Source organism: Micromonospora sp. NPDC049047, from assembly GCF_040649135.1.
Classification (GTDB): domain Bacteria; phylum Actinomycetota; class Actinomycetes; order Mycobacteriales; family Micromonosporaceae; genus Micromonospora.
In genome coordinates this window covers 72,311-93,398 of record NZ_JBEZEY010000021.1, presented here as the reverse complement: position 1 = coordinate 93,398, position 21,088 = coordinate 72,311, and the positions used below count along the sequence as shown (strand labels likewise).

Annotated in this window: 21 protein-coding genes; 9 read left to right on the top strand and 12 right to left on the bottom strand. The window is 71.3% G+C overall.

Features of this window, described 5'->3' with window-relative positions; translation table 11 throughout:
- The first annotated feature begins 109 nt into the window (after positions 1 to 109).
- The gene (locus tag AB0B86_RS26535; protein WP_357411400.1) at positions 110 to 286 is read left to right on the top strand and encodes a hypothetical protein; all 177 of its coding nucleotides are present in this window, start codon (positions 110 to 112) and stop codon (positions 284 to 286) included.
- Positions 287 to 290: 4 nt separating this feature from the next.
- On the opposite strand, the gene AB0B86_RS26530 is transcribed toward AB0B86_RS26535, so the two are convergent.
- On the bottom strand, positions 291 to 2,093 hold the full coding sequence (locus AB0B86_RS26530; protein WP_357411402.1) for an acyl-CoA dehydrogenase: 1,803 nt from the start codon (positions 2,091 to 2,093) through the stop codon (positions 291 to 293).
- Between the two features lie 325 nt (positions 2,094 to 2,418).
- Here AB0B86_RS26530 and AB0B86_RS26525 point away from each other — a divergent pair, with 325 nt between their 5' ends.
- From AB0B86_RS26525 to AB0B86_RS26515, 3 genes are all read left to right on the top strand, one after another.
- Positions 2,419 to 3,456 (top strand): L-dopachrome tautomerase-related protein, encoded by a 1,038-nt coding sequence (locus AB0B86_RS26525; RefSeq protein WP_357420046.1) that lies wholly within the window; start codon positions 2,419 to 2,421, stop codon positions 3,454 to 3,456.
- A 100-nt stretch (positions 3,457 to 3,556) separates the two neighbouring features.
- Complete coding sequence (locus tag AB0B86_RS26520; protein ID WP_357411406.1) at positions 3,557 to 3,937, top strand: VOC family protein; 381 nt, start codon at positions 3,557 to 3,559, stop codon at positions 3,935 to 3,937.
- A gap of 38 nt (positions 3,938 to 3,975) precedes the next feature.
- Complete coding sequence (locus tag AB0B86_RS26515) at positions 3,976 to 4,671, top strand: alpha/beta hydrolase (protein WP_357411408.1); 696 nt, start codon at positions 3,976 to 3,978, stop codon at positions 4,669 to 4,671.
- A 64-nt stretch (positions 4,672 to 4,735) separates the two neighbouring features.
- On the opposite strand, the gene AB0B86_RS26510 is transcribed toward AB0B86_RS26515, so the two are convergent.
- The 3 genes from AB0B86_RS26510 to AB0B86_RS26500 all read right to left on the bottom strand — a co-directional run bounded on the left by AB0B86_RS26510 (position 4,736) and on the right by AB0B86_RS26500 (position 8,304).
- Positions 4,736 to 6,019, bottom strand: coding sequence for an MFS transporter (locus AB0B86_RS26510; protein WP_357411410.1), 1,284 nt, complete (start codon positions 6,017 to 6,019; stop codon positions 4,736 to 4,738).
- Positions 6,016 to 6,633 carry a helix-turn-helix domain-containing protein gene (locus tag AB0B86_RS26505; protein WP_357411412.1) on the bottom strand — a complete coding sequence of 206 codons (618 nt, stop codon included), beginning with the start codon at positions 6,631 to 6,633 and terminating at the stop codon, positions 6,016 to 6,018. The genes AB0B86_RS26510 and AB0B86_RS26505 overlap by 4 nt, the downstream gene beginning before the upstream one ends.
- A gap of 63 nt (positions 6,634 to 6,696) precedes the next feature.
- A complete protein-coding gene (locus tag AB0B86_RS26500; protein ID WP_357420045.1) occupies positions 6,697 to 8,304 on the bottom strand; it encodes an LLM class flavin-dependent oxidoreductase in 1,608 nt (535 codons plus the stop codon).
- Positions 8,305 to 8,418: 114 nt separating this feature from the next.
- Between AB0B86_RS26500 and AB0B86_RS26495 the strand changes: the two genes are divergently transcribed.
- Positions 8,419 to 9,006 (top strand): MarR family winged helix-turn-helix transcriptional regulator, encoded by a 588-nt coding sequence (locus AB0B86_RS26495; RefSeq protein ID WP_357411417.1) that lies wholly within the window; start codon positions 8,419 to 8,421, stop codon positions 9,004 to 9,006.
- A gap of 159 nt (positions 9,007 to 9,165) precedes the next feature.
- On the opposite strand, the gene AB0B86_RS26490 is transcribed toward AB0B86_RS26495, so the two are convergent.
- The gene (locus tag AB0B86_RS26490; RefSeq protein WP_357420044.1) at positions 9,166 to 10,674 is read right to left on the bottom strand and encodes a phosphoesterase; all 1,509 of its coding nucleotides are present in this window, start codon (positions 10,672 to 10,674) and stop codon (positions 9,166 to 9,168) included.
- Positions 10,675 to 11,040: 366 nt separating this feature from the next.
- Entirely contained in the window at positions 11,041 to 11,703 is a 663-nt protein-coding gene (locus AB0B86_RS26485; RefSeq protein WP_357411421.1) for a hypothetical protein, read from the bottom strand.
- A 431-nt stretch (positions 11,704 to 12,134) separates the two neighbouring features.
- Here AB0B86_RS26485 and AB0B86_RS26480 point away from each other — a divergent pair, with 431 nt between their 5' ends.
- Positions 12,135 to 13,097 carry an AraC family transcriptional regulator gene (locus tag AB0B86_RS26480; protein WP_357411423.1) on the top strand — a complete coding sequence of 321 codons (963 nt, stop codon included), beginning with the start codon at positions 12,135 to 12,137 and terminating at the stop codon, positions 13,095 to 13,097.
- Between the two features lie 121 nt (positions 13,098 to 13,218).
- Here AB0B86_RS26480 and AB0B86_RS26475 read toward each other — a convergent pair whose 3' ends face one another.
- On the bottom strand, positions 13,219 to 13,908 hold the full coding sequence (locus tag AB0B86_RS26475; RefSeq protein ID WP_357420043.1) for a helix-turn-helix domain-containing protein: 690 nt from the start codon (positions 13,906 to 13,908) through the stop codon (positions 13,219 to 13,221).
- Between the two features lie 65 nt (positions 13,909 to 13,973).
- Between AB0B86_RS26475 and AB0B86_RS26470 the strand changes: the two genes are divergently transcribed.
- Positions 13,974 to 14,810 carry an alpha/beta hydrolase gene (locus tag AB0B86_RS26470; protein WP_357420042.1) on the top strand — a complete coding sequence of 279 codons (837 nt, stop codon included), beginning with the start codon at positions 13,974 to 13,976 and terminating at the stop codon, positions 14,808 to 14,810.
- A 139-nt stretch (positions 14,811 to 14,949) separates the two neighbouring features.
- The gene (locus tag AB0B86_RS26465) at positions 14,950 to 15,897 is read left to right on the top strand and encodes an ion transporter (protein ID WP_357411430.1); all 948 of its coding nucleotides are present in this window, start codon (positions 14,950 to 14,952) and stop codon (positions 15,895 to 15,897) included.
- A 109-nt stretch (positions 15,898 to 16,006) separates the two neighbouring features.
- Here the strand turns inward: AB0B86_RS26465 and AB0B86_RS26460 are convergent, their stop codons facing one another.
- Together AB0B86_RS26460 and AB0B86_RS26455 are read right to left on the bottom strand one after the other, a co-directional pair.
- Entirely contained in the window at positions 16,007 to 16,357 is a 351-nt protein-coding gene (locus AB0B86_RS26460; protein WP_357411432.1) for a DUF1330 domain-containing protein, read from the bottom strand.
- Between the two features lie 119 nt (positions 16,358 to 16,476).
- Positions 16,477 to 17,067: a TetR/AcrR family transcriptional regulator gene (locus AB0B86_RS26455; RefSeq protein ID WP_357411434.1), complete on the bottom strand. Its 591-nt coding sequence runs from the start codon at positions 17,065 to 17,067 to the stop codon at positions 16,477 to 16,479.
- Between the two features lie 113 nt (positions 17,068 to 17,180).
- Between AB0B86_RS26455 and AB0B86_RS26450 the strand changes: the two genes are divergently transcribed.
- Complete coding sequence (locus AB0B86_RS26450) at positions 17,181 to 17,534, top strand: TraR/DksA C4-type zinc finger protein (RefSeq protein ID WP_357420041.1); 354 nt, start codon at positions 17,181 to 17,183, stop codon at positions 17,532 to 17,534.
- A gap of 45 nt (positions 17,535 to 17,579) precedes the next feature.
- Here AB0B86_RS26450 and AB0B86_RS26445 read toward each other — a convergent pair whose 3' ends face one another.
- The 3 genes from AB0B86_RS26445 to eno all read right to left on the bottom strand — a co-directional run bounded on the left by AB0B86_RS26445 (position 17,580) and on the right by eno (position 20,983).
- Entirely contained in the window at positions 17,580 to 18,986 is a 1,407-nt protein-coding gene (locus AB0B86_RS26445; protein WP_357411438.1) for an FAD-dependent oxidoreductase, read from the bottom strand.
- A 39-nt stretch (positions 18,987 to 19,025) separates the two neighbouring features.
- Complete coding sequence (locus AB0B86_RS26440; RefSeq protein WP_357411440.1) at positions 19,026 to 19,523, bottom strand: N-acetyltransferase family protein; 498 nt, start codon at positions 19,521 to 19,523, stop codon at positions 19,026 to 19,028.
- A gap of 194 nt (positions 19,524 to 19,717) precedes the next feature.
- Entirely contained in the window at positions 19,718 to 20,983 is a 1,266-nt protein-coding gene (gene eno / locus AB0B86_RS26435) for a phosphopyruvate hydratase (protein WP_357411442.1), read from the bottom strand.
- Positions 20,984 to 21,088: the final 105 nt, after the last annotated feature.

Sequence of the window (21,088 nt, the reverse complement as noted above, 5' to 3'; positions counted from 1 at the left end):
ACACGAGCGGGCGTCGGAACCCGAGCCGACCAATCGGCATGGTGTCGGCCGGACGGGGAACGTTGGAACGGGCCGCCGCACCAGGCGCGGCCGGTCACAGGAGGTCGAGATGCGTGCGCTGCTCTGGGTCGTCGGCGTCGTCGCCGGTGTGCTGATCCTGCTCGGGTTGGTCCTCGAAGCGGTCCGCTGGCTGGCCATCATCGGTGTGATCGCGCTGGTGATCGTGATCGTCTGGGCCTTCTTCAAGGGGCGGCAGGCGGTGCAGCACCAGAGCCGACGACGCTGACCGGTCAGAACCAGTCCGGCCGCATGTCGAGCGTGGTGCGGTCCCGGCTCTCCAGCAGGTCGAACTGCGGCCCGGTGCGGGGCAGCTCGACGGTGAAGAAGTAGCGGGCGGCCTGCCGCTTACCGGCGTGGAACGCCTCGCCGGTGCCCTCCGGCGGCAACGCCAGCACCTGCTCCAGCCACATCCACGCGATCACCACGTGCCCGACGGCCTCCAGGTAGGCGGTGGCGTTGGCCAGCGCGAGCTCCGGGTCACCGTCGGCCCAGAGCCGGGCGGTGACCGAGGTGATCCGGTCCACCGAGGCGGCCAGCCGGTCCGCCAGGTCGGCCGCCTCGCCGCCGGCCTTCCGGCCCCGCTCGACGGTGTCGCCGATCGTCGCGGTCAGCACGGCGAGACCGGCGCCGCCCTGCATGGTCATCTTGCGGCCCAGCAGGTCCAACGCCTGGATGCCGTGGGTGCCTTCGTGAATCGGGTTGAGCCGGTTGTCCCGGTAGTGCTGCTCCACGTCGTGATCGCGGGTGTACCCGGCGCCGCCGAGCACCTGGATCGCCAGGTCGTTGGCGGTCAGGCACCACTGCGACGGCCAACTCTTGGTGATCGGGGTGAGCACGTCCAGCAGCAGATGCGATCGCTCGCGGTCCGCCGCGACGGGGGCGGTCCGCTGCTCGTCGAGCAGCCGCGCGCAGTAGAGCACCAGCGCCAGCGCCCCCTCCACGTAGCTCTTCTGCGCCAGCAGCATCCGTCGTACGTCGGGGTGGTCGATGATCGGCACCTGCGGCGCGGCCGGGTCCTTCGCGCCGACCGGCCGCCCCTGCGGCCGTTCCCGGGCGTACGCCAGGCTCTTGAGATAGCCGGTGTAACCCAGCGCGGTGGCGCCGGCCCCGACCCCGATCCGGGCCTCGTTCATCATGTGGAACATCTGGGCCAGGCCCTGGTGCGGCGCACCGACCAGGTGGCCGACCGCACCGGCGCGACCGCCCGGGGTGTGCGCGCCGTCGCCGAAGTTGAGCAGGGCGTTGGTGGTGCCCCGGAAACCCATCTTGTGGTTGAGCCCGGCCAACACGACGTCATTGCGGTCACCGAGTGAACCGTCCCGGCCGACCAGCACCTTGGGCACGATGAACAGCGAGATGCCCTTCACGCCGGGCGGGGCGCCAGGGATCCGCGCCAGCACCAGGTGGACGATGTTCTCGACCAGCTCATGATCACCACCGGAGATCCACATCTTGGTGCCGAAGAGCCGGTACGTGCCGTCCGCCTGGGGCTCCGCCCGGGTGGTGATGTCGGCGAGTGAACTGCCGGCGTGCGGCTCGGACAGGCACATGGTGCCGAAGAACCGGCCGTCGAGCATCGGCCGGACGTAGGTGTCCACCTGCTCGACGCTGCCGTGCGCCAGCAGCAGGTTGGCGTTGCCCAGGGTGAGGAACGGGTACGCGGAGGTGGCCACGTTCGCCGCCTGGAACCAGGTGAAGCAGGCCGCCGCGACGGCGTGCGGCAGTTGCAGGCCGCCGACCGAGGCGTCCAGCCCGGCGGTGAGCAGGCCCGTCTCGGCGAAACTGTCGAGCGCCACCTGGACCTGCGGGATCAGCCGCACCCGCTGCCCGTCGAAGGTGGGCTCGGCGAGGTCGGCGGCCCGGTTGTGCGGGGCGAACTGCTCGGTGGCCACCCGTTCGGCGAGGTCCAGTGCGTCGTCGATCGTCTCCCGGGAGTGCTCCGCGTAGCGGGGACGCTCGACGAGTTGGGACACCCGCAGCCAGTCGTGTAGCAGGAAGTCGAGGTCGCGGCGGGAGAGCAGGGTGGACGGCACGGAAACTCCTCAGCGGGCTCGGGGTGGGAGTGTCCAGGACGACGGCCCACTGTCGCCCCGGCTCATCCTGACCGATCGTGGGGGCGGGCACCACAGGCGCGGGCGGCGTCGAGCGAGCGGAATGCGTCACACCGGTCGGCTGGGGGTCGCCACACCCGGAGATGTCCCGTCCGGGGTCCTCGGCCGGCTGCGCCCGAGATCCCGCCGCGCCGGCGACGCCGGACGGTTTCGTCCGGCCCGCGCCGGGGATACCGCGCCGGATGGCCGGATCCGTCGGCCGTCGGCGCGGACCGCAGGCACCGTCTGGCGGGTGAGGAGCGGGTCGATGTCCCCACTGTCCGGCGTGGAGGATCCCCGGTTGACCCCGGTGCTGCGCGAGGATCGGGTGTGCACGGGCGTGACGTCGCTGCGCGGGCGGCTCTTCCTGAGCTACCCGGCGGCGGACCGGCCGGGCGTACAGGTGGTCGAGGTGCTGCCGGACGGTCGCCGCGACCCGTATCCGGATCGCGCGTGGAATCGCGCCGATCGGTCGCCGGACAGCACCTTCGTGCACGTCAACAGCCTGCGCGCCGGCCCGGACGGCCGGTTGTGGATCGTCGACTCGGGTGCGCGGCAACTTGGCGACCGGCAGGTGCCCGGTGGCGCGCGGCTGATCGTGGTCGACCTGGACGCCGACCGCGTGGACCGGGTCTACCACCTTGCCGAGGCGGTGCACCCGACCAGCTATCTCGACGACGTGCGGTTCAACGGCCCGACGGCGTACCTCAGCGACGCGGGGGCGCCCGGTCTCGTCGTGCTGGACCTGGACTCGGGACGCTCCCGACGCGCGCTGGACGGGCATCCGAGCGCGGTGGGTGGGCCGCTGGTCGCCGACGGGCGGGTGGTGCGGGACGCGACAGGTGCCGAGGTACGCCTGCACATGGATCAACTGGAGGTGTCGCCGGACGGCCGGTGGCTCTACTACCAACCGGCCTCCGGCGGGATGTCCCGGATCGGCACCCGCTGGTTGGACGACCCGTCGGTGCCCGTCGAGGAGACGGCCGGGCGGGTCGAACCGTGGTGTGACACGCCCTGCACCGGGGGCACGGCGATCGACGCCGACGGGACCATCTACCTCAGCGACGTGGAACGACGACGCGTCCTCGCCCTCGCATCCGACGGCAGCGTGCGGACCCTCGTCGATGATCCCCGGCTGGTCTGGGTGGACGCGATGTGGCTCGATGCCGACGCCCGACTCTGGCTGCCTGCGGCACAGTTGCACCTGACCGCCGGGCTCAACGGCGGACAGTCGGCAGTGGACTATCCGGTGTGGATCTACCGGATGCCGGTCGATGTCGGGCCGCCCGCACGGGATCACAGCTGAGCGGTTTCCCGGCCCGGGGTCGGAGGGCGTACCAGGGCCGCCACCGGCACCCGCGGCTGGCGCCTGGCGCTCGGCCCGCCGCCGAAATATGCTGCCCCGCATGCACCGCAGCCGCGTCTACGCCCTGCTGATCGACACCCCCGAGGCGGAGGCCGCGCAGGCGGCCGAGTTCTGGTCGGCGGCGCTCGGCGTCGACACCCGCTCCGTTCCGGCCGAGCCGCAGTTCGTCGGCCTGCACGAGGCGCTGCCGGGGCTGGTGACGGCCGTGCAGGCGGTGGACGACGCGCCGCGCTATCACCTCGACATCGAGACCGACGACGTGGCGGCCGAGACCGCCCGGCTGCTCGACCTGGGTGCCATCGAGGTGTCGCGGTGGTTGGAGTGCCGGATCCTGCGGGCCCCCGGTGGGCATCTGCTGTGTGTGCTGCCGGTGGCGAGCCCACCGGAGCTTTTCGCGGCGCAGGCCCGCACCTGGCCCTGAGCCGCCGGCTGTCACAGGGCGGCGCTACGGTCCCGACCATGGCTGATTTCGTGTTGGTTGCCGGGGCGTGGCTGGGGTCGTGGGCATGGGACGAGGTGGTGCCGCCGTTGCGGGCGGCCGGGCACGGCACCTACCCGCTGACCCTCTCCGGCCTCGCCGAGCGACAGGGCGTGGCCGCCGGCCAGCAGACCCACGTACGGGACATCGTCGACGAGATCGAGCACCGGGACCTGCGCGACGTGGTGCTGGTCGGGCACAGCTACTCCGGCATTCCGGTGGGTCAGGCCGCCGAGCGGATCGGCGACCGGCTGACCCGGGTGGTCTTCGTCGACGCGGAGGTGCCTGTCGACGGCGGGTCGTTCGCGTCCGGTTGGTGGCAGGGTCAGCCGGCGTTCGACGCGCTGCTCGCCGGCAACGGCGGCTCCTGGGCGCCGCTGGGTGTGGCTGACCTCGCTGGTCAGGGGCTCAGCGACGAGCAGGCGACCCGGCTGGCCGAGGGCTCCACCGCGCACCCGGGCGCCACGCTCACCGAGCCGGCCGTGCTGACCCGCCCGCTGGGCGAGCTGCCGACGACGTACCTCAAATGCCTGCTCGACGGGCCGGAGCCCAACGACACGGTGGCTGAGCTGCTGACCAGTGACCGCTGGCGGCTGGTCACGATGGCGACAGGTCACTGGCCGATGTTCTCCCAACCCACCGAGCTGGCGCAGATACTGCTGGCGGAGGCCGCCTGACCTGCCCGACCCGGGCCCGTTGCGGCGGCGTGCGGCCGGAGCGGGCCCAGCTCGACGTGGGGCGTCAGGCAGGTCGGGCCGTGGGGTCGTCGAGGGTCCTGATGTGACGCACCGGCGACGCGACCAGCCAGAGCACGGCGAGCACACCACCCAGGCCGGCGACGACAAGGGTGGGCCGCAGCCCGATGGTGGTGCCCAACGCGCCACCGACAAGCGCGCCGAGCGGCCGGATGCCGTAGTTGACGGCGCTGTACGCACCGGCGCGGCGTCCCCGCGCGTCGTCGGGTGTCACGGCGGCCAGGAGGGCGTTGAGGTTGACGTCCATCAGCATCACCCCGACGCTGGAGACCAACTCGATGGCCGCCAGGGCTGCCACCTTCGTCGCGGTCGGCCCGGACACCAGAGCGGTCAGTGCCAGCGGCGCGGGAAAGAGCACCGCGCCGATCATCGCGGTACGCCCCAGTCCGATGGCGCGCGAGATCCGTGGGGCGAGCGCCGCCCCCGCGAGCCCGCCGACCGCCCCGAATCCGATGGAGAGGCCTATCGCGCCAGCCGACAGGTCGAGTTCGCGGCTGGCGTAGAGCACCAGCAGGGCGCTCGCGATGAAGGTGAAGAAGTTGACGGTGCTGGTGCAACCGAGGGCGGCCCGCAGCACCGGGTGCCGCAGCACCAGCACGAGCCCCTCGCGGACCAGGTCGAGGGTGGACGTGCGGCGCGGCGGCGGCGGTGGCTCGGTCACCGGGATGCGGCTGAGCAGCAGCGCGGAGCCGAGGAAGGAGACCGCGTCGACGACGATCGCTACCGGCGCGCTCAGCGCCTGGACCAGCCCACCACCGACGGCCGGACCGGCGATGAACGAGAGCGAGCGGCTCATGCTCAGCTTGCTGTTCGCGTCCACGTACGCCGATCGCGGCACCAGGGCCACGAAGAACGCCTGGCGTGCCATGGCGAACAGTACGGCCCCGGCCCCGGTGAGCAGTGCCACCAGGTAGAGCTGGGTGAGGGTGAGCGCGCCGAGCAGGTAGAACACCGGCAGGCTGAGCAGCACCCCGGCGCGGATCAGGTCCGCGATGATCAGGAGTCGCCGTTTGTGGGTGCGCTGGTCCACCCAGGCGCCCAGGAACAGTCCCAACAGGTTGGGCAGCCAGATCAACGCGGTCAGGACGCTCACCTGCAGTGGCGTCGCGGCGAGCAGGCTGACGGCGATCAGCGGCAGGGCCAGTTCGCTGATCCGATCACCGAAATCGGAGATCGTCTGACCGATCCAGAAGGTGCGGAACCGCCGGTCGCGATGCAGGGCCGGCGGGGGCACGGTGCCGGTGGCGTTCACGGTGCCGGCGCCGCTCACGACGTGGCCGGGTCGTCGCCGGGCTCGGCCGGGGCGTCGTCGCTCGGCTCGGGCAGGAGATAGCGCAGCATCCGGACGATCCGCGCGCCGTCCGGCGCGGGGCCCTCCTTGCGTCGCACGTACGGAGCGATCAGCTCCTCGATCGACTCCTCGAGCTGTCGCAGCTCGTCGGCTGTTGCCACGAACCGGGTGTCGGCCATGCCGGCCAGCGCCCGCCACTCGGAGTCCAGCCGGGGTTCCTCGCGCAGCAGCCACTGCTGGGGCGCGTCGGCGTTGCGGGCGAACATCTCGCCGCGCAGCTGTTGGCTGGCCGTCTGCCCTTCGACACTGTCGGGCACTGTGAAGCGGAAGCCCCGGGCGACCGCCTGCCACCAACGTTCCCGTTTGCTGGTGGCGCCATCCCAGTCGCTGACCAGGCCGAACGTCGCGAGATGGCGCAGGTGCCAGCTGACCACCGACGGAGTGGCGCCGACGTGCGGCGACAGCCCGGTCGCGGTGGCCGGGCCGTGCCGCTGAAGGTGTTCGAGGATCGCCAGCCGCACCGGATGGGCGAGCGCCCGCAACGCCTGCGGCTCGGTGATCTCGAAATCCCCGTACGGATTCTTGAGAGACATCTTTCGAAAGTAGTCTCTCAGATAAAGTCCGGCAACCCCGGTCCGTACCGGATCGCGTGCCGGTCAGGCGATGCCCAACCGCGCCAACGGTTCGACAAGCTCCCGCTCCTCGTAGCTCAGGTGCGACAGCAGGGCGTCGGTCAGCAGATCCACCGCCGCCCGCAACTCCGCGAGACCGTCCGGAGACCCGACGTACGCGACAAGAGCTCGGTCGACGCCCTCCAACACGTCGTGGATGACGTGGTGCTCCTGCTCCAGCCGGTCGACGACCGGTCCGAGTCGCGGGTCACGCGCCCGCAACCGGGGAAAGAACGACTGGTCCTCGATGGTGTGGTGGGTGGTGACGATCCGGCAGTACGACTCGCAGTAGACGCCGAGCGTCCAGCGGTTCTGTCGCATGGTCATGGTGTTGATGTGGGACCGGGCCGCACCGGAGTCGATCTCGCCGGCCGCCACCTGCTCGATCAGATCGTGAATCTGGGCCAACTCGGCACGCAGGCCGTCGTGGATCTGCACCAGGTGCGCCCCGGTGGCCTGCTCGTGCGGCGTGTAGGTGCGGTCCGGGTCGGGCGCGGGCCCGCTCGGTCGGGTCGACTCGTCCCAGACCTGCTGCTCACTGCGCCGTACGCCGTCGTCCGGGGTCGGCACCACGGCGAACGCACCCCCGGTCACTGTCGCCCGGCTCGGTCGCGCCGCCGACTCCGGCGCACGCACCGCACGCTCCGGCTCCGGCGCACGGCCCTCGCGCTCCGGCGCGTGCTCCAGTTTCGGCGCGGCACCGCGATCACGCTCGGCCGCGACCAGCTCGCGAACCGCCGGAGCCACCTCGCCGGCGAACCGGCGCAGGTCGTCGGGATCGTCGCTGCCGAGGATGAAGGTGCTCACCCCCTCCCCCAGCGCCAGCTCGGCCAGTTCCCGCGCCCACTGCGCGGCAGGCCCGTTCAGGGACCCGCTTGCGGCGGCCGAGAACCGCCCCGAGATGTTGAGCAGCCGCCGCACGTCCTGCGGTGACCTGCCGGCCTCCCGCGCGGCGTCGTCGATTGTCGCGTTACCCCTGGCCAGGTCACCCGGCTGGAGATAGCCGAGCGACGGCAGCCAACCATCGGCCCGGCGACCGGTGAGCTGGAGCATCCGGGGCTTGTACGCGCCCAACCAGATCGGCACCGCGTGGGCCGGTGCCGGCCCGCGCTTGGCGCCGCGCACCCGGTAGAACTCACCATCGACGCGCACGCCGCCCCGCGTCTCGGCGTCCCAGAGCTGGCGGATGACCTCGATGGCCTCCTCCAACGCGCGTACGCCCTGGCCCGGGGTCAGGCGTCGGCCGCCCATCGCCTCGATGGCCTCCCAGAACGCTCCCGCGCCGAGGCCGAGAGCGACCCGGCCGCCGCTGAGCAGGTCCAGGCTTGCCACGCTGCGGGCGAGCACCGCCGGTGGCCGCAGTGGCAGGTTCGTCACGTTCGCCGCCACCTGCACGCGGCTGGTCCGGGCCGCGACGAAGCTGAGCAGGGTCCAGGTGTCGAGGAACGCGGGCTGGTACGGGTGGTCCTGGAAGGTGACCAGGTCCAGCCCGACCTGCTCGGTCAGGACGGCCAGGCCGACAGTGGCGGCCGGGTTGTCACCGCTGGGGGTGACGAACGAGCCGAAGACCAGGTCATGGCCGTAGTCGCTCATGGGCGAGCCTCCCGATTCACGCGACGCCTCGAACGATGCGCCATGACCACGACCTTATGTCATACAGAACATCTTCTGCCAACAAGGTCTTCGTCACTGCGCTATTGTCGGGGGATGACGGGTGCCCCACACCGGCCGGACCGGCCCGATCCGCTCGACGACGACCTGGGCTGGATGCTCGGGATCGTCTTCCGTGGCTACGTCCGGGCGGCCGAGCACGCGCTCACCGACTTTCCCGGTGGCCCACGCGGCTACCAGGTGCTCACCGCAGCGATCAACGGGCCAGCCCGAAACCAGGGTGCGATAGCGGAGGAGCTCGGCATCGACCGCACCGTGCTCACGTATCTGATCGACGACCTGGAACGGCCCGGGTTCGTCGCCCGGCGGGCGGACCCGGCAGACCGGCGCAACCGGCTCGTCGACGTCACCGACGTCGGCCGCACCGCCTGGGAGCAACGGCGTCTGGCGCTGCGGCGCGTCGAGTCGCACCTGTTGGGCGCGCTCACGCCGACCGAGTCGGCGACGCTGCGGGCACTGCTGCAGCGGGTCGCCTGCTCCGCCCAGGCGATGGACCCGTTGCGCGACCTCTGCGAGGTGGTGTCGCAGGTGCAACCCGCGCCGGCGCCGGACCAGACCGGCCCACCGGCCGGGCGCGGCGGCCGGAGCGCCGCTGCCCGGGGCCGTCGCCGCAGCACCGACTGACCGCCGCGCGGTGGCCAGCGCCGTAGGGCGACGTGTCCGGTTCGGACCAGCCGCGACGCCGGCCCGCCGGACGAAAACGCGACGCGGGCCCGCCCGGCTCCCCCGACGTGGTACGTCGAGCGCAGCCGGACGGGCCCGCCGTGCCGCTGCCGGATGGGGTCAGCGCACCTGCACGAACACCGGGTTCGAGTAGAACCACAGGTCGTCCCACGGGCTCTCCAGCCCGTCGGCGAGCGGCTCGGCCTCGTCGGTGCTGGTGCCGCGCACCCGCGCGTAGGTGTCGGCCTCGACGTTGCGCAGCGTGTGCCGGATGACGTAGTCCTCGCCCTGTCGACGCCAGTCGCGCGGGCCGAACCGGGCCACCACCTTGGTGGTGGGGTTGGTGTCGGCGTCCAGGTTGGCGCTCGGGCCGGTGATCTGACCGACGATCAGGTCGACCCGACGGACCTCGGGGCGGTCCCCGTGCGCGTTCACGCCGCCCAACGGACGGAACGTGATCTCGATCTCGACATCGGTACGGCTGCGGCGGCTGACCGTGATGGTCTCGCCCACCTCGGCGGTCTTGCCCTGGGACCTGGCGGTGACGTCGAGGCTGCGGATCAGGTCACCGGTGGTGACCCAGATCCGGCCGTTGCGCAGGCCGTCCATGATGTCGCCGTAGTCCTGGCGGGCGTGCACGTAGGTCTTGCTGTACTCGCCCGGCCAGAAGTCGGAGCCGCCGCGGGTCCAGTGCACGTGCGAGTCCGAGGTCGCGGTGATCCACCAGCGCCGACCCTCACCGAGGAGCGAGTCCCAGAGTCCGCCGACCCGGGCGGTCATCTGGTCGAACCCACCGTAGGTCGGGTGGTTGCCGTACCCGCCGCGCTTGCCGCCGTTGAGCGGGCCCGCCTGGTGGCCGGGTGCGCCCTCGAAGCCGATGTAGACGTCCGGCGCCGCGTTGTTGCCGTTGCGGAACTCGCGCGGGGTGTCCTGGCCGTAGACGCCGAGACCGGGCGCCGACCGGGACGCGTGGTGGGCGATCACCAGTGGCTTGTGCGGCATGCCCCGGGCGACCTTGAGGAACTCCACCATCTTGGCCTCGGTGTCCCGCGCCGGCTCGGTGGGGAACGCGTCGTACTTCGCGAACCGGCTCTCCAGCTCGAAGAGCTGCTTCGCCTCGTCGTCGTGGCGCGGGATCATCAGCGTGTGGTGGTCCAGCGAGGGCGCGTCGAACTCCATCCCCCAGAACTGGAGCACCTCGGGCACCAACTTGCGGGACCGCAGCAGGTCGGGGTACGCCTGCTCGATGTTCACCTTGGAGTGCGTCGGTCCACCGTGGTCGGTGCACATCGCCCAGGTCAGGCCGAAGTTCTTCGCCATGATGGCGTTGGTGACGATCGGGTAGACCGCGTCCGCGCCCTTGTGGAAGACGATCGGGCTCTTCGTGGTGTCGAACTCGCCGCTGTACTCGGAGTGGACGTGGTGGTCACCAGCACGCCACGCCCGGTTCTTGGAGTTGCCCCGGTCGCCCGTCTCGCCAGCCGGCCGACGGTCCTCGTCGGCCCAGGCCGCACTGGCGCCGACGAGCGGGCTGGCCGCTGCCAGCGTCGCGCCGACGCCCGCGTACTTGACCAGCTTGCGCCGGGACAGCTGTGCGTGTTCGGTCTCTTCGGGTTGCTTGTCTCGCACTGCGGGCCTCTCCTCGATCAAGCGAATGCTCTTTCGATCAAGAAGCCTCGGAGAGGGTGGTGAACACCCGTCGTACGGTGTGCGTGCCTGCCATGAACACCTCGCCCTGAGCTGCCGAAACCGCCGGCCGCGCGCAGCAGCGGGTCACGTCGCGACCGCGCCGGGTGCCCGACTGCCCGAACTCCCCCGGCACTGCTGAGCAACGGTTCGGCGGTCCCGTAGTCGACGAGCCGGGCGGTGCTCGGTGGTCGGTCGATCCAGCCGGACCGGCGGATCACCACCGATCTGAGATGCCGATTGTTGTCCGCCCGCCCAGCGCTCGCGGTGGACCTCCGATGCGGACGGTCGCCGCCGGACGGCTGCCGGTCAGATGCGGGCGCGGGGCAGCCAACCGAGGAATCGAAGCCGGACCCGGGGCAGCGGCACGGTGGGCAGATCCTGGGCGGCGGCGACCAGGCAGGAGCCCAGATAGACAGCGAGGGCGGTACGCGCTCCGCCGAACTCGGCGAGCAACTGGCTCTGTTTCGTGGCGCAGGGCCACTCGCGACCGCAGCCGGTGCAGGTCCAGCTCGGTGGGTTGGGGAGGTGCTCCGGCAGCTTCGCGCGACGGTACCGGCCGACGACGCTGTTGTCCGCGCGCACGTCGCGTCGACGCGGTATCGGGCGTCCGTTGCGGGAGGCGGTCGGGCGGGCGCCCGGTAGGTAACGCCCGACGGTGCCGAGCAGCACGCCCACCCGGATCAGGGCGTCCGGCCCGACGTGGTGGGCCAGCAGCGCGGTCATCAGGTAGTGCCCCAGCAGGTCGAACGCCTCGCGGCTGAGCCCAAGGTCACGGCAGAGGTCGACGAAGTCCGGTGTGGTCAGCGGCACACGGTTGTCAAGTGCGCGGCGCAGCACCTCGCGCAGATCGGTGCCGAGTCGTTGCACCGCGTCGCTCTCACCCAGCCCCAGGCTGTCCTCGTCCACCACCCGGGCCAGCGCCTCCGCCACGGCCAGTCGAACGACGCGGTCAGGATCAGTACTGTCCAAGGCGCACCCCTCTCGTAGGCCGATCATCCGGCGGCGGCCCGATCGCCCCGCAGCGCCGGAGAAATCATGAACAAGATTTCGCTGCCGCCCACGACCATGGCTAGGACAGCGGACGCAGAACCCGCCGGCCGGTTAGCCGGAAAGCGAAGTCGACTGCCGACACGCTGCGTTGATTGGCATGAGCGCCGACAGCGATTGTCGTATGGTGACATTCCCATCAACGAATATTGCACACTGAAGCCTCCGCACCAGCCAGTCCCGTCAGCACGCCCCATCGACAGGTCGCTGCCGTCCCGCTCGCGACGTTCCACCTCACTGCACCGCCGGCCATTGCCGTGCCGAGCCACCGCGGAACACCTCAGCACGTCGCGACCTGGCCGCCGGCACCAGTTCACCCTCCCGGCGGCTCCTCCACCGGACGGAGACAGCGGATGACGTCATCACCAGTGCAGACCCGACACTTCGACAGCCGTGACCCAGTGGCCATCCACGAGTTCCTGTCCACGACGTACGACCCGAAACTGCGCCTGGACAGCAGGAAGAGATTCCGACTGGCCCATCACCGTGTCGACGCCGGCCCCTTCGCCATCGCGACCACCCGGCAGACCGGGCACCTCGACATCAGCGCCACCGAGCTTCGCGGGCTGGTCCTCGGGTGCACCCGCACCGCCCGCGTCGATCGCGGCTGCGCCGGATCCGCCAACCGGTTCAACCCCGGCGAGGTCTTCCTCGTCACCAAGCCGGAGGAGCCCTGCACCGTACGCTGGCATCCTGGCGAGGTGGAGCTCTGCGTGCTGGATCTGGCGGTGCTGGAGCAGGTGGCCACCACCGCGCCGGCCCGACGACCCGGTCGGATCCGATTCACCGACCTGGGTCCCGCCGACGAGGCGCTCGCCCGGCAGTGGCGCAGCACCATCAGTTTCGTCAGCGACGTCGTGCTGAACAACCCGACCGCCAGCGCGCAACCGCTGGTGATCGGCAACGCCGCGCGAATGCTCGCCGCGGCGGCGCTCACCGTCTTCCCGAACACAGCGTTCACCGAACCGACCGTCGCCGACCGACACGACGCCAGCACCGCCACGCTGCGACGGGCGATCAGCTTCATGGAGGACCACGCCGACCGGGACATCAGCGCGGCCGACATCGCCGCCGCGGCCGGTGTCTCGTTGCGGGCGGTGCAGTTGGCCTTCCGCCGTCATCGCGGCACCACCCCGATGGCGTTCCTGCGTCGGATCCGGCTCGCTCGGGCACACCACGACCTGCTGCGCGCCGACCCGCGCCAGGAGACCGTCTCGGCGATCGCCAGCCGGTGGGGGTTCGCCAGCCACAGCAGGTTCACCGCCCGCTATCACGCCAGCTATGGCGTGCCGCCCCGGGAGACGCTGCATGCCTGAGGCGCGCAGGGGCCGGCCGGCCCCAAGGCGGGACCACGTCGACAGGTCCCGGCCACAACCGCGAACCTAGAGCAGCCATCCGCGTCGTGGGTCGGCTGCCGCTGCCGGTACGTCGATCAGGTCAGCCCGTCCCGGTGGACTCCGGGGGCAGCAGACCACGCAGCAGACCACGCAGGGTCCGCTCGACGAGGTCACCCCGAGGTGCCGGCCCGGGAGGCCTACCGAACGCCGCGACCAGGTGCGGGTACGCCGTGAGGTCGATCCCGTCGAAGCTGAGCACCCCGACGGCGGCCTCGCGACGGGCGAAGAGGCTCACCACGCCGGTCATCATCGCGATCGCCTCGAACTTGGCCGCGACGGGACTGCGAACCGGCTCCAGGATCCGCAGACAGTTGTCGAACCAGGCGAGACTCTCGGGGCCGGCCCCGGACGGCCGGTGGATCACGTCGAGCAACCACGGGTGGGTGCCGAACAGCGCCAACTGCCGGCGGCCCAGCAGCACCATCGTGTCCAACCAGTCGCCGCGCGCCTGCGGGTACGGCCGCAACTCCCCCACCGCCCGGTCGGTCATCAGGTCGAGCAGGTCGTCGCGGGAGGACAGGTACCGGTAGAGCGAACCGGCTCCGGTGCCGAGTGCGCCGGCCACCGCGCGCATCGACACCGCGGCCAGCCCTTCGGCGTCGGCCAGGGCGATGGCGGCCCCGACGATGGCGTCCCGACTGTGTGCCGGCGTGGGGCCGCGGGTGCCGCGTTCGGGCCTGCTCCAGATCGACTGCCGGTCGGGGCCGGCACCGGCGGGTGCGTCACTCACCGATCTACTGTAAACTGCAAACGTCGTTCGCAGTTGTTGTCGGCGGCGGAAAGGGTGGGCCACGCATGGAGCAGGTCAGGGCACGAGACGGCGCGACGATCGTGCTGCACTCGACGGGGACGGGGCCGGGGATCGTCGTGGTGCACGGCGGCGGCACGACGATCGACGTCTACCGGCGGCTGGCCCGGGCGCTCGCCGACCGGTTCACCGTGCACCTCTACAACCGACGGGGGCGCGCCGACGCGCCACCGAGGTCGATGCCCTACACGGTGGACCAGGAGGTCGACGACCTCGCCGCGGTGCTGGAGCACACCGGCGCCGGCAACGTCATCGGCCACAGCAGCGGAGGCTTCCTGGCGCTCGAAGCCGCACTCCGACTGCCGATCGACCGGCTCGCCCTCTACGACGCCGCGATCTCGATCGACGGCAGCTTCCCGTCGGCGTGGTTGCCGTCCGCGCGGACGGCGGCGCAGGCCGGTGACACCGCCCGGGCTCTCGCCATCACGACCGCCGGGATCAACCCGCACATGGCGGCGGGACGACTCCCGTTCGGCGTCCGGACCGCGATCATCCGCGCCTTCCTGCGTACCCCGATCGGGCGGACCATGGGCGAGCTGCTACCGAGCACGTTGGACGAGACCGCCCTGATCCTGGCGCACGACGGCCCGGCCACCCGGTGGGCCGGCGTGACCGCCGAGGTGCTGCTGGCCTGCGGCGCAGACGGCCCGCCGCACTACGTGGACCAGAACGCCGCGCTCGCCCGCGCCCTGCCGCGCGCCCGGACGCTCACGGTGGCGCGCAGCGGCCACGACGCCATCAACCGGGCACACCCGAGGATCACCGACCCGCTCGCCGACTTCTTCGCCGCGCCGGTGACACCGGAGCGGACGAGCCACTCCTGACCGGCCGCGTGGCCCGCCCACCTTCATTGATCTTGGCTAGGGTGGTGGGCATGCCCGCACACCCTCCGCACCGCCACCACGACGGCCGGCGGTGTGCCCCCGCCACAGCCCTCGCGCGCCCGATCGAGCCGGCCGACTGGTGAGCGCGGCGCCCGTGCCCGCCCAGCGTGGTGTGCCGGCCACACCCCCGCCGCACCGTTCCGGATGGGTCGCCCGCTGCGCCCGACTCTCCCGATCACGCCCCTTCGAGATCGCCATCGTCGTGGTCATCCTCGCCAACGGCATCGTGCTCGGCCTGGAGACGTACGACGACCTCAGCCCGGCGGGCGCGGCACTGCACTGGCTGGAGGTGTGCTTCCGCGTCGTCTTCGTCGTCGAGATCGGCATCCGACTGGCGGCCTACGGCACGCGTCCGCAGGACTTCTTCCGGCACGGCTGGAACGTCTTCGACTTCGTGGTGATCGCAGCGATCTTCATACCGAGCCTGCACGGTGACCCGGCGCTGCTCCGCGTCGTACGGGTCGCCCGCATGGTCCGGTTGGTCCGGTTCTCGCCGGGCCTACGGACCATCGTCTCCGCGTTGTGGCGCAGCCTGCCGGGCGTCACCGGTTTTCTTGCCCTGGCCGTGGTGACGCTCTACGTGTACGGCATGGCCGGCTGGCTGATCTTCGGCAACAGGTATCCGGCGGAGTACGGCGACATCGGCCGGTCGCTGCTCACCCTGTTCGTGTTGCTGTCGTTGGAGACGCTGCCGGACCTCATCGAGCAGGGCATGGCCATCTCGCCGTGGACGCTGCTGTACTACGTCAGCTACGTGGTCATCACCGTCAACCTGCTGCTCAACATCCTCATCGCGGTCATCGTCAACTCGATGGAGGAGGCACGCCGATTGGAGATGACCGAGCGGCTGGCTCCCGACTACGACGAGGACGGCGACGGCGTGCCGGACGAGGTGGACCGCATCGCGCTCACCCAGCGGCTGGACGACCTGCGGGCGGTCATCGCCGAGTTGGAGCGGGAGCTACGCATCGACCGGGACGACGGGCACGGCCGGTCCCACCGGGGCGACACCCGCACCAGACGGTGACGCTCGCGCCAGGCGTTCACGGCGGCCCCACCCGGGCTTCGGGGTGAGCGATCCCCGGGCGGGCCGTGGCCCGCCCGGGGTCGAAATGTGGCGGCTCAGCGACCGTTTGTCACTGACCGAGCAGGGTCCGGATCTGCTGCGCGTAGCCGGCCACCGTGAAGTCGGGGCCGACGGAGTCCACCAGGATCAGGTCGTTGATGGTGTGGTTGACGCGCAGCGGCAGGAGCGCCTGGTACTCGGCGGACTCGTACCAGGCCTTCGCGGTCTGCGCGTCCGGGAACTCGATCAGGACGGCCGAACCCTCCCAGGAACCCTCGATGACCTGCACCGGGGCGTCCAGGACGAGCCACTTGCCGCCGTACGCCCTGGTGGTGGCCTCCACCTGCTCCAGGTAACGCAGGGACTCCTCGGTCGGCACTCCACCGGGGATACGCAGGTGGTTGATCAGGTACGTGCTCATGTCTCACTCCTGTGGGGTGATGGTTGCCCGGTCGAATGCGTACGACCGGTCGTCTTATATTGGGTAGGTGCTGCGCCAAATGGACAACACGCATGGTTACCGGTGGGAGCTGGCGCGGATCAGGTCAGAATCCGGGTCCTGGTGATCGCCAAGAACTCCCTGACGGCCGCCGGGTCACCTGACGCCTTCGCCCGCGCCGCCGCACCCTCGTAGCTGGACACGACGAAGCCGGCGAGATCCCGGGCTGGTTCGGCTCCATGCAGCTCACCGGCTGCACGCGCCTGCTCGATCGCCGTGGCGAGGGCGGCGACCCAGCGACCGAAGCCGGCGTCGACAGCGTCGCGCAGAACACCGCTGTGGGCCGGGATCTCGGTGGCGAAGTTGCCGAGCAGGCAGCCGCGATCACCCATGGTGTCACTCAGGCCGGTGATGTAGTGGAGATGGTTGGTGATCCGCTCAAGCGGGGTGCCGCCCTGCTTCTCGTCGAGCATCTCCAGCCTCATCGCCGTGGAGTATCTCGCCACCGAGTCGAGGGCGAGGTCCTCCTTGCTGGCGAAGTGGTTGTAGAAGGTGCCCTTTGGTGCTCCGGCGGCGGCGACGATGTCCTGCACGCTCGTGCCGTTGTAGCCGCGCAGGTGAAACAGGTCCAGCGCGGCGTCGGACAGCCGTTGCCGCGTCCCGGCGGAGGCCTGCGACTTCGGTCGTGGCATAGCGGCGCTCCTTCCGGTCGGGCTTCGGCTGGCTGACACCCAAACAATATGACCAGTCGTCTCGGAATGCCAATCCTGTGACCACAGTCATCCCGCAGTACGGTGGAGCGGCCATGAACCGGGATTTCAGCGCGATTCGCCAGGAGCTGCTGCGGCTGCGCGAGCAGACCGAGGCGCAGGCCACCGCCCTGAACGGCGACCTGCGGAGCCTCTTCGAGGCGTCCCGGTCGTCAAACGCCGACGACGAGCACGACCCAGAGGGCAGCACTATCGCCTTCGAACGTGCCCAGCTCAGCGCCGTCCTGGACGCGGCCCGCCGACGCCTGGCCGAGCTGGACGTCGCGCTGCGGCGGGTCGACGACGGCAGCTACGGCGTGTGCGAACGCTGTGGCGGCCCGATTCCCGCCGAACGCCTCGCCGCCCGCCCGTCGGCCCGAACGTGTGTGGCCTGCGCCAGCCGACGGTGACGGTGGAGGTGCTCGTCCACGGGCCTGGTGTCGCACCAAGCTGCATCAGCTCGGGCAGCAGCCACCGGCGGACACGGCGTCGAGGGGGATCAGGCTGATCGGCGCGGACAGCAATCCACCGGAGAGACCGGTGGAGAGGCCGCGCCCGGCCGACCCGGAGGCCGGCGCCGGGCCGCAGCAGTCGTCGCCGCTCGCCGAGTCGACGGGGTTGCTGGTGCACACGCCGGTCTCCGGCAGGTCGAGGTGGACGTCGCGGGCGGCAGCCCAATCCCCGGCGAGGGCGGCGACCACGGAGCGGACCTGCTCGTAGCCGGTGGCCAGCAGAAACGTCGGCGCCCGGCCGTAGGACTTCATGCCGACGGCGTAGTAGCCGCTCTCCGGGTGGGCGAGCTCGTCCACCCCGTGCGGTGGCACGGTGCCGCAGGAGTGCTCGTTGGGGTCGATAAGGGGGGCCAGGGCACGGGTGGCGCCCAGGACCGGGTCCAGGTCGAGGCGCAACTCAGCGGCGATCGAGTGGTCCGGCCGGAAGCCGGTGGCGGCGGCGACGCGGTCGACGGTGATCGACTCATCGGCACCGTCGGCGGCCCGCACGACGACGCGCACCCGGCCGGCGGTCGGGGTGAGCGCATGCACGGAGAACCCGGTGAGCAGCCGGATGCGCCCGGCCTCGACGTGCGCGCGCAGCCGCGAACCGAGCGCCCCGCGCGCCGGGAGCGCGTCCGCCACCCCACCACCGTAGGTGCGTGCCGCGGAGGCGCTCCGGATCGCCCAGGTCACCTCGGTACCGGGCTCGACGGCGGACAACTCCGCCAGCGACAGCAGGGTGTTCGCTGCCGAGTGACCGGCGCCCACGACAAGGGTGTGCCGGCCGACGAACCGGTCGCGGTCGGCACCGAGCACATCCGGCAGGGCGTGCTCCAGGTACGCGGTCACGTCGGCCTCACCCCGCGCCGGCAGGCCGGACGCGCCGAGGACGTTGGGCGTACCCCAGGTGCCGGAGGCGTCGATGACGGCGCGGGCGAGCAGTTCGTCACCGCCGGCGAGGCGGAGCAGGAACGGCGTGGTGTCGCGTCCGGCGGTACGGGTCCGGTCGAGGCCGAGACGGCTGATCGCCTCGACGCGTGCCCCGTACCTGATGTGTGGGGCGAGCTGTGGCAACTCCGCGAGGGGCTGGAGGTAGTCGGCGACCAACTCCGCGCCGGTCGGCAGGGCCTCCGGCTCCGGGGCGGCCCAACCGGCCTCGTCGAGGAGTCGACGGGCGGCCGGGTCGATGTCGTACCGCCACGGCGAGAAGACGCGCACGTGCCCCCACTGTCGGACGGCGGCACCCGGGGCGTCGCCGGCTTCGAGGACGACGAAGGTCAGGCCACGCTCGTGCAGGTGCGCGGCGGCGGCGAGGCCGATCGGGCCGGCGCCGATGACGACGACGGGAAGGCGGTCCAGGGTGCTCATCCGTTGACTCCTCGCTGTGGTGGCCGGCCTGGCCGGCCGTCAGGTGATGGTGGGGCTGCGACGTTCCAACAGGACGACGTCACGCCAGCGGTCGTGGTGGCGACCAACCCGTTCGCGTACGCCGATCACGCGGAACCCGGCCCGGCGGTGCAGCGCCAAGCTGGCGGTGTTCTCCGGGAAGATCCCGGACTGGATGGTCCAGATGCCGGCGGCCTCGGTGGAGGTGATCAACGCGTCCAGCAGATGCCGGGCGACGCCACGACCCCGGGCGGCCGGGTCCACGTAGACGGAGTGTTCGACCACACCGGCGTAGACGGCGCGGGTCGAGGTCGGCGAGACGGCGACCCAGCCGAGGACCGCGTCGTCGCCGTTGACGGCCACCAGGCGGTGCGCGCGCAGGCGCGCGGCGTCGAAGGCCGCCCAGGTCGGCGCGGTGATCTCGAAGCTGGCGTTGCCGTCGTCGAGACCGGCCTGGTAGATCGCCAGAACCTGATCGGCGTCGGCGTCGGTCATGGGTCGTACGGTGCTGTCGGCCATCGGCAGGTTTCCCTCCGCATGAGATCGGGCGCCTGTCTCGACGTCCGTCAAAACAGACAGTCGCACGCTGATTAGACAGATGTCAACCTAGAGCAATGTCGAAGCAAGCACCACCGGCCCACCGTCCTCGATGTCATCGGACGATGGGCCGTGGTGACACCTGCCCGGTCTCCCCCCGCCCCGTGCAACCGCCGTCAACGCGCTCCCGCGTAGACGGCGCGGTCGCCGAGCTCCTCCTCGATGCGGATCAGCTGGTTGTACTTGGCCGTGCGGTCCGAGCGCGACAGCGAGCCGGTCTTGATCTGGCCGCAGCCGACGCCCACCGCCAGGTCGGCGATAGTGGTGTCCTCGGTCTCGCCGGAGCGGTGCGACATCACCACCCGGTAGCCCGCCTTGTGGGCGGCGTCCACCGTCGCGAGGGTCTCGGTGAGCGTGCCGATCTGGTTGACCTTCACCAGGATCGCGTTGGCGTACCCGCCCTCGATCCCGTCGCGCAGCCGGTCGACGTCGGTGCAGAAGACGTCGTCGCCGACCAGCTGCACCCGCTCCCCCGCCAGCGCTGTCAGCCGCTTCCAGCCGGCGATGTCGTCCTCGGCCATCGGGTCCTCGACCGAGCTGATCGGGTACCGGGAGACCAGGTCGAGCAGGTACTCGACGTGCTCCTCGACGCTGCGCTGGCGCCCCTCGCCGACGTAGTCGTACACCCCGCCCCGGAAGAACTCGGAGCTGGCCGGGTCGAGACAGATCGTCACGTCGGCGCCGGGCTCGTAGCCGGCGTCCTCGATGGCACGCAGGACGAAGCGCAGCGCCTCGTCGGCGTCCGTGACGTTCGGCGCGAAGCCGCCCTCGTCACCGACGTTGGTGCTGTGCCCGGCCGCGGCCAGGGACGTCCGGAGGGTGTGGAAGACCTCCGACCCCATCCGGACCGCCTCGGCGAACGTCCGCGCCCCGACCGGAGCGATCATGAATTCCTGGAAGTCCAGCGGGTTGTCGGCGTGCGCGCCGCCGTTGATGATGTTCATCATCGGCACCGGCAGCAGGCGGGCCCCCACCCCACCGACGTAGCGGAAGAGCGGCTGCCGGTGGGCCAACGCCGCTGCCTTGGCCGTCGCCAGGGACACCGCGAGGATCGCGTTGGCGCCCAGCCGACCCTTGTCCTTCGAACCGTCGAGGGCGATCATCGTCTCGTCGACAAGCGCCTGGTCCTCCGCGTCGAGCCCGATCACCGCGTCGGCGATCGCACCGTTCACCGCGGCGACCGCCGTCGTGACGCCCTTGCCGTGGAAGCGCGTCGGGTCCCCGTCACGCAACTCGACGGCCTCGTTGGCGCCCGTCGACGCACCGGACGGTACGGCCGCCCGCCCGGTCGATCCGTCGGTGAGGACCACGTCGGCCTCCACCGTCGGGTTGCCCCGGCTGTCGAGGATCTGCCGCGCCCGCACCCGATTGATTGCCGTCATCACACACTCCCTGGTCACACTGCCTTTTCGCAGCCAGACTGGCAGGAAACGGCGGTCCTGGCACCGCGACGATGGACACGTTGACCCGTACCCCGGGGTGCGGGT

Excerpts from the sequence above, each read along its gene's own strand:
- AB0B86_RS26535 (WP_357411400.1), top strand. The coding sequence starts at position 110 with ATGCGTGCGCTGCTCTGGGTCGTCGGCGTCGTCGCCGGTGTGCTGATC.
- AB0B86_RS26525 (WP_357420046.1), top strand. The coding sequence starts at position 2,419 with ATGTCCCCACTGTCCGGCGTGGAGGATCCCCGGTTGACCCCGGTGCTG.
- AB0B86_RS26520 (WP_357411406.1), top strand. The coding sequence starts at position 3,557 with ATGCACCGCAGCCGCGTCTACGCCCTGCTGATCGACACCCCCGAGGCG.
- AB0B86_RS26515 (WP_357411408.1), top strand. The coding sequence starts at position 3,976 with ATGGCTGATTTCGTGTTGGTTGCCGGGGCGTGGCTGGGGTCGTGGGCA.
- AB0B86_RS26505 (WP_357411412.1), bottom strand. The coding sequence starts at position 6,633 with ATGTCTCTCAAGAATCCGTACGGGGATTTCGAGATCACCGAGCCGCAG.
- AB0B86_RS26500 (WP_357420045.1), bottom strand. The coding sequence starts at position 8,304 with ATGAGCGACTACGGCCATGACCTGGTCTTCGGCTCGTTCGTCACCCCC.
- AB0B86_RS26495 (WP_357411417.1), top strand. The coding sequence starts at position 8,419 with ATGACGGGTGCCCCACACCGGCCGGACCGGCCCGATCCGCTCGACGAC.
- AB0B86_RS26480 (WP_357411423.1), top strand. The coding sequence starts at position 12,135 with ATGACGTCATCACCAGTGCAGACCCGACACTTCGACAGCCGTGACCCA.
- AB0B86_RS26470 (WP_357420042.1), top strand. The coding sequence starts at position 13,974 with ATGGAGCAGGTCAGGGCACGAGACGGCGCGACGATCGTGCTGCACTCG.
- AB0B86_RS26460 (WP_357411432.1), bottom strand. The coding sequence starts at position 16,357 with ATGAGCACGTACCTGATCAACCACCTGCGTATCCCCGGTGGAGTGCCG.
- AB0B86_RS26455 (WP_357411434.1), bottom strand. The coding sequence starts at position 17,067 with ATGCCACGACCGAAGTCGCAGGCCTCCGCCGGGACGCGGCAACGGCTG.
- AB0B86_RS26450 (WP_357420041.1), top strand. The coding sequence starts at position 17,181 with ATGAACCGGGATTTCAGCGCGATTCGCCAGGAGCTGCTGCGGCTGCGC.
- AB0B86_RS26445 (WP_357411438.1), bottom strand. The coding sequence starts at position 18,986 with ATGAGCACCCTGGACCGCCTTCCCGTCGTCGTCATCGGCGCCGGCCCG.
- AB0B86_RS26440 (WP_357411440.1), bottom strand. The coding sequence starts at position 19,523 with ATGGCCGACAGCACCGTACGACCCATGACCGACGCCGACGCCGATCAG.
- eno (WP_357411442.1), bottom strand. The coding sequence starts at position 20,983 with ATGACGGCAATCAATCGGGTGCGGGCGCGGCAGATCCTCGACAGCCGG.